The organism is Agromyces sp. NDB4Y10, from assembly GCF_001620055.1.
In the GTDB taxonomy this organism is placed as follows: Bacteria; Actinomycetota; Actinomycetes; order Actinomycetales; family Microbacteriaceae; genus Agromyces; species Agromyces indicus.
This window is the reverse complement of the sequence record NZ_LQGY01000020.1, coordinates 1-5,597: the sequence shown is the minus strand read 5'-3', so window position 1 is coordinate 5,597 and position 5,597 is coordinate 1. Positions and strand designations below refer to the sequence as shown.

3 rRNA genes are annotated in these 5,597 nt (G+C 56.7%); all 3 read left to right on the top strand.

The annotated features are described in order from the left end of the window. Positions 1-193 precede the first annotated feature (193 nt). The 3 genes from AVP42_RS05065 to rrf all read left to right on the top strand — a co-directional run bounded on the left by AVP42_RS05065 (position 194) and on the right by rrf (position 5,591). Positions 194-1,720, top strand: a 16S ribosomal RNA gene (locus AVP42_RS05065). Between the two features lie 458 nt (positions 1,721-2,178). Next, positions 2,179-5,279: ribosomal RNA gene (locus tag AVP42_RS05060) — 23S ribosomal RNA — on the top strand. A gap of 195 nt (positions 5,280-5,474) precedes the next feature. Continuing rightward, a 5S ribosomal RNA gene (gene rrf, locus AVP42_RS05055) occupies positions 5,475-5,591 on the top strand. Together the 16S, 23S and 5S rRNA genes form the textbook arrangement of a ribosomal RNA operon. Positions 5,592-5,597: the final 6 nt, after the last annotated feature.

Below are 5,597 nucleotides of genomic sequence, written 5' to 3'. Positions count from 1 at the left end.
ACCCGGGTGCGTCCGTTCCTTGAGAACTCAACAGCGTGCACTATGTTCAATGCCAATTTTTTGAACCCCGTGTTCTCCTGCTTCGGTGGGGGGACGGGTTTCCTTTGATTGATGGACAATTTGATTTTCGAGTCAGTTGTTTCTCTGTCAGTGATTTGAACTCCCTGATGCCTTCGGGTGTTGGGAACCATTTTTTTTGGAGAGTTTGATCCTGGCTCAGGACGAACGCTGGCGGCGTGCTTAACACATGCAAGTCGAACGATGAACTGGGTGCTTGCACCTGGGGATTAGTGGCGAACGGGTGAGTAACACGTGAGTAACCTGCCCTGGACTCTGGGATAACCCCGAGAAATCGGAGCTAATACCGGATAGGACCTTTCCTCGCATGAGGTTTGGTGGAAAGTTTTTCGGTCTGGGATGGACTCGCGGCCTATCAGCTTGTTGGTGAGGTAATGGCTCACCAAGGCGTCGACGGGTAGCCGGCCTGAGAGGGTGACCGGCCACACTGGGACTGAGACACGGCCCAGACTCCTACGGGAGGCAGCAGTGGGGAATATTGCACAATGGGCGCAAGCCTGATGCAGCAACGCCGCGTGCGGGATGACGGCCTTCGGGTTGTAAACCGCTTTTAGTAGGGAAGAAGGGCTTCGGCTTGACGGTACCTGCAGAAAAAGGACCGGCTAACTACGTGCCAGCAGCCGCGGTAATACGTAGGGTCCGAGCGTTGTCCGGAATTATTGGGCGTAAAGAGCTCGTAGGCGGTTTGTCGCGTCTGCTGTGAAAACTAGAGGCTCAACCTCTAGCCTGCAGTGGGTACGGGCAGACTTGAGTGGTGTAGGGGAGACTGGAATTCCTGGTGTAGCGGTGGAATGCGCAGATATCAGGAGGAACACCGATGGCGAAGGCAGGTCTCTGGGCACTTACTGACGCTGAGGAGCGAAAGCGTGGGGAGCGAACAGGATTAGATACCCTGGTAGTCCACGCCGTAAACGTTGGGCGCTAGATGTGGGGACCTTTCCACGGTTTCCGTGTCGTAGCTAACGCATTAAGCGCCCCGCCTGGGGAGTACGGCCGCAAGGCTAAAACTCAAAGGAATTGACGGGGGCCCGCACAAGCGGCGGAGCATGCGGATTAATTCGATGCAACGCGAAGAACCTTACCAAGGCTTGACATATACGAGAACGGGCCAGAAATGGTCAACTCTTTGGACACTCGTATACAGGTGGTGCATGGTTGTCGTCAGCTCGTGTCGTGAGATGTTGGGTTAAGTCCCGCAACGAGCGCAACCCTCGTCGCATGTTGCCAGCACGTTATGGTGGGGACTCATGTGAGACTGCCGGGGTCAACTCGGAGGAAGGTGGGGATGACGTCAAATCATCATGCCCCTTATGTCTTGGGCTTCACGCATGCTACAATGGCCGGTACAAAGGGCTGCGATGTCGTAAGGCGGAGCGAATCCCAAAAAGCCGGTCTCAGTTCGGATTGAGGTCTGCAACTCGACCTCATGAAGTCGGAGTCGCTAGTAATCGCAGATCAGCAACGCTGCGGTGAATACGTTCCCGGGCCTTGTACACACCGCCCGTCAAGTCATGAAAGTCGGTAACACCCGAAGCCGGTGGCCTAACCCTTGTGGAGGGAGCCGTCGAAGGTGGGATCGGTGATTAGGACTAAGTCGTAACAAGGTAGCCGTACCGGAAGGTGCGGCTGGATCACCTCCTTTCTAAGGAGCATCTGGAGGCTTCGGCCTTCCAGGCAGCCGGCATCAAGGCGAACGTCCTTGGTCGGCAGCTCATGGGTGGAACATTGACATAGGTGCTCGTCTGGATGGTTCAGACCTAGTACGCCTGCTTCGGTGGGTTGGAACGGTGGGGGCCGGATGGTCGGGCACGTGCACGCTGTTGGGTCCTGAGGGACCGGACGTCCTGCGCCCTGGTTGGGTGTGGGGGATGGTTTCTTCAGGCCTTCGCCGAAGCCGGCTGTTGCTGGTGGGGGTGGGGGTTCTGACCGTCTGTTGAGAACTACATAGTGGACGCGAGCATCTTAGATTCAACGTTTTCGGACGTTGGGTCACAAGGTGAGTCGCCGGCGGGTGCCTTCGGGTGCCTGTCTGGTGTATTCACTGGTCAATTTCGCATCCGGGCTTTCGGGTCCGGGTGTGCGATTCGATAACTCATGTGATTTCAAGTTTCTAAGAGCAAACGGTGGATGCCTTGGCATCTGGAGCCGAAGAAGGACGTCGTAATCTGCGATAAGCCTCGGGGAGCTGATAAACGAGCTGTGATCCGAGGATTTCCGAATGGGGAAACCCCGCCAGGCCCTCAGGGTGACCTGGTGACTCCCGCCTGAATATATAGGGCGGGTAGAGGGAACGTGGGGAAGTGAAACATCTCAGTACCCACAGGAAGAGAAAACAACCGTGATTCCGTGAGTAGTGGCGAGCGAAAGCGGAAGAGGCTAAACCGGTCATGTGTGATACCCGGCAGGGGTTGCATGGTCGGGGTTGTGGGACCTCTCGGGCTGTTCTGCCGGACAGCCGCGGTGACGCGTCAGGTATAGACGAACCGGATTGAAAGCCGGACCGGAGTGGGTGTGAGTCCCGTAGTCGAAATGCCTGGCCGGCCGGAGGGGGATCCCAAGTAGCACGGGGCCCGAGAAATCCCGTGTGAATCTGTCAGGACCACCTGATAAGCCTAAATACTCCCAGATGACCGATAGCGGACAAGTACCGTGAGGGAAAGGTGAAAAGTACCCCGGGAGGGGAGTGAAATAGTACCTGAAACCGTTTGCTTACAAACCGTTGGAGCCTCCTTGTAGGGGTGACAGCGTGCCTTTTGAAGAATGAGCCTGCGAGTTAGTGATCTGTGGCGAGGTTAACCCGTGTGGGGCAGCCGTAGCGAAAGCGAGTCTGAATAGGGCGATTCAGTCGCAGGTCCTAGACCCGAAGCGAAGTGATCTATCCATGGCCAGGTTGAAGCGACGGTAAGACGTCGTGGAGGACCGAACCCACTTAGGTTGAAAACTGAGGGGATGAGCTGTGGATAGGGGTGAAAGGCCAATCAAACTTCGTGATAGCTGGTTCTCTCCGAAATGCATTTAGGTGCAGCGTTGCGTGTTTCTTGCCGGAGGTAGAGCTACTGGATGGCCGATGGGCCCCAACAGGTTACTGACGTCAGCCAAACTCCGAATGCCGGTAAGTGAGAGCGCAGCAGTGAGACGGTGGGGGATAAGCTTCATCGTCGAGAGGGAAACAACCCAGACCACCAACTAAGGTCCCTAAGCGCGTGCTAAGTGGGAAAGGATGTGGAGTTGCACAGACAACCAGGAGGTTGGCTTAGAAGCAGCCACCCTTGAAAGAGTGCGTAATAGCTCACTGGTCAAGTGATTCCGCGCCGACAATGTAACGGGGCTCAAGCACGCCACCGAAGTTGTGGCATTGACATATTAGGTAGGCCTTCGTGGTCCAGCCGTGTTGATGGGTAGGAGAGCGTCGTGTGCTGGGTGAAGCGGCGGTGGAAACCAGCCGTGGACGGCACACGAGTGAGAATGCAGGCATGAGTAGCGAAAGACGGGTGAGAAACCCGTCCTCCGGAAGACCAAGGGTTCCAGGGTCAAGCTAATCTGCCCTGGGTAAGTCGGGACCTAAGGCGAGGCCGACAGGCGTAGTCGATGGACAACGGGTTGATATTCCCGTACCGGCGAAGAACCGCCCACACGAAGCCAGGAGTGCTAAGCATCCCAAGCCGTGACCGACCCTTCGGGGAACGTCGCGGGGCGGCATGCGACCCCATCTGGTGGAGTGAGCGTGATAACAGGTGTGACGCAGGAAGGTAGCCCAACCCGGGCGATGGTTGACCCGGGGCAAGCGTGTAGGCCGAGCGATAGGCAAATCCGTCGCTCACACAGGCTGAGACGCGATGCGGATGAAAAGTGGGTGATCCTATGCTGCCGAGAAAAGCATCGACGCGAGGTTCCAGCCGCCCGTACCCCAAACCGACTCAGGTGGTCAGGTAGAGAATACCGAGGAGATCGAGAGAATCGTGGTTAAGGAACTCGGCAAAATGCCCCCGTAACTTCGGGAGAAGGGGGGCCGGATTCGTGAAGGGACTTGCTCCTGGAGCGTTGAAGGCCGCAGAGACCAGTGGGAAGCGACTGTTTACTAAAAACACAGGTCCGTGCCAAGTCGCAAGACGATGTATACGGACTGACGCCTGCCCGGTGCTGGAAGGTTAAGAGGACCGGTTAGCTCTTCGGAGCGAAGCTGAGAATTTAAGCCCCAGTAAACGGCGGTGGTAACTATAACCATCCTAAGGTAGCGAAATTCCTTGTCGGGTAAGTTCCGACCTGCACGAATGGCGTAACGACTTCCCAGCTGTCTCAACCGCGAACTCGGCGAAATTGCATTACGAGTAAAGATGCTCGTTACGCGCAGAAGGACGGAAAGACCCCGTGACCTTTACTACAGCTTGGTATTGGTGTTCGGTGTGGCTTGTGTAGGATAGGTGGGAGACTGTGAAGCGGGCACGCCAGTGTTCGTGGAGTCATTGTTGAAATACCACTCTGGTCACTCTGGATATCTAACTTCGAACCGTGATCCGGTTCAGGGACAGTGCCTGGTGGGTAGTTTAACTGGGGCGGTTGCCTCCCAAAGAGTAACGGAGGCGCCCAAAGGTTCCCTCAACCTGGTTGGCAATCAGGTGGCGAGTGTAAGTGCACAAGGGAGCTTGACTGCGAGACTGACAGGTCGAGCAGGGACGAAAGTCGGGACTAGTGATCCGGCAGTGGCTTGTGGAAGCGCTGTCGCTCAACGGATAAAAGGTACCTCGGGGATAACAGGCTGATCTTGCCCAAGAGTCCATATCGACGGCATGGTTTGGCACCTCGATGTCGGCTCGTCGCATCCTGGGGCTGGAGTAGGTCCCAAGGGTTGGGCTGTTCGCCCATTAAAGCGGTACGCGAGCTGGGTTTAGAACGTCGTGAGACAGTTCGGTCCCTATCCTCTGCGCGCGCAGGAAATTTGAGAGGATCTGACCCTAGTACGAGAGGACCGGGTTGGACGAACCTCTGGTGTGCCAGTTGTTCCGCCAGGAGCACCGCTGGTTAGCTACGTTCGGGATGGATAACCGCTGAAAGCATCTAAGCGGGAAGCCGGCCTCAAGATGAGATTTCCATCCCCTTCGGGGGGAGAGGCTCCCAGCCAGACGACTGGGTTGATAGGCCAGATGTGGAAGCACCGCAAGGTGTGCAGCTGACTGGTACTAATACGCCGACAACTTGACAATCACTATCCACACCATCGTTGTAAGGCAGCGGTGTGGAGCCTGATGACTCGCGTCCACTCTGTGGTTCCCAGCAGACGGGAAACCCAACACAATCACACAGTGCAACCCGCACCCCACCACCCCCACCAAGGGGCTGGAACCGGGGTGCCACCGAGACCACCACCACACCCCCAGGAGTGCGGATGGTTCTAGAGTTTCGGCGGCCATAGCGCGAGGGAAACGCCCGGACACATTCCGAACCCGGAAGCTAAGACTCGCAGCGCCGATGGTACTGCAGGGGCGACCCTGTGGGAGAGTAGGACACCGCCGGACATACTT